Source organism: Micromonospora sp. DT4 (assembly GCF_049841675.1).
Classification (GTDB): domain Bacteria; phylum Actinomycetota; class Actinomycetes; order Mycobacteriales; family Micromonosporaceae; genus Micromonospora.
Map to the genome: position 1 here is coordinate 1 of NZ_JBNCKT010000420.1, position 380 is coordinate 380.

The 380-nt window shown below is 55.0% G+C and carries 1 protein-coding gene; it reads left to right on the plus strand.

Translation table 11 applies throughout. The features are described from left to right. Positions 1-91 precede the first annotated feature (91 nt). Positions 92-380, plus strand: a 289-nt coding sequence (locus ACLQ24_RS30400) for a hypothetical protein (RefSeq protein ID WP_425895167.1), incomplete at its 3' end; no start/stop codon positions are given.

Sequence of the window (380 nt, forward strand, 5' to 3'; positions counted from 1 at the left end):
CCCGTCCACCAGCGGACCAACCCGAACATCACGCCAAAAACAACGCCAGAAGCCATACCCCAACAAAGGTCACAAGCGACACCGCTACACCGTGGACGAGCGTGTCGCCGCCATCACCACATGGGTGCAGAAAGACCTCCCCAACCGTCGGAACAAAATCCCCCCTCAGAGTGAACTTGTGGATGTCAAAGGAAAGGAATACCGCGTCGGAAATATTTTCTATAGCCTGACAAAAGTTGGGGCGATTTCCGACAATGGCAAGCTTGCCCGAGCCCTGACGGACGCCGGATTCACGGTCAAATACGACGGTGGCGGACATATGCATATCGTCGGGTTTCAGAGAATGAGCGACGAGAACGTGAGAGACTTCTTCGCCGTCT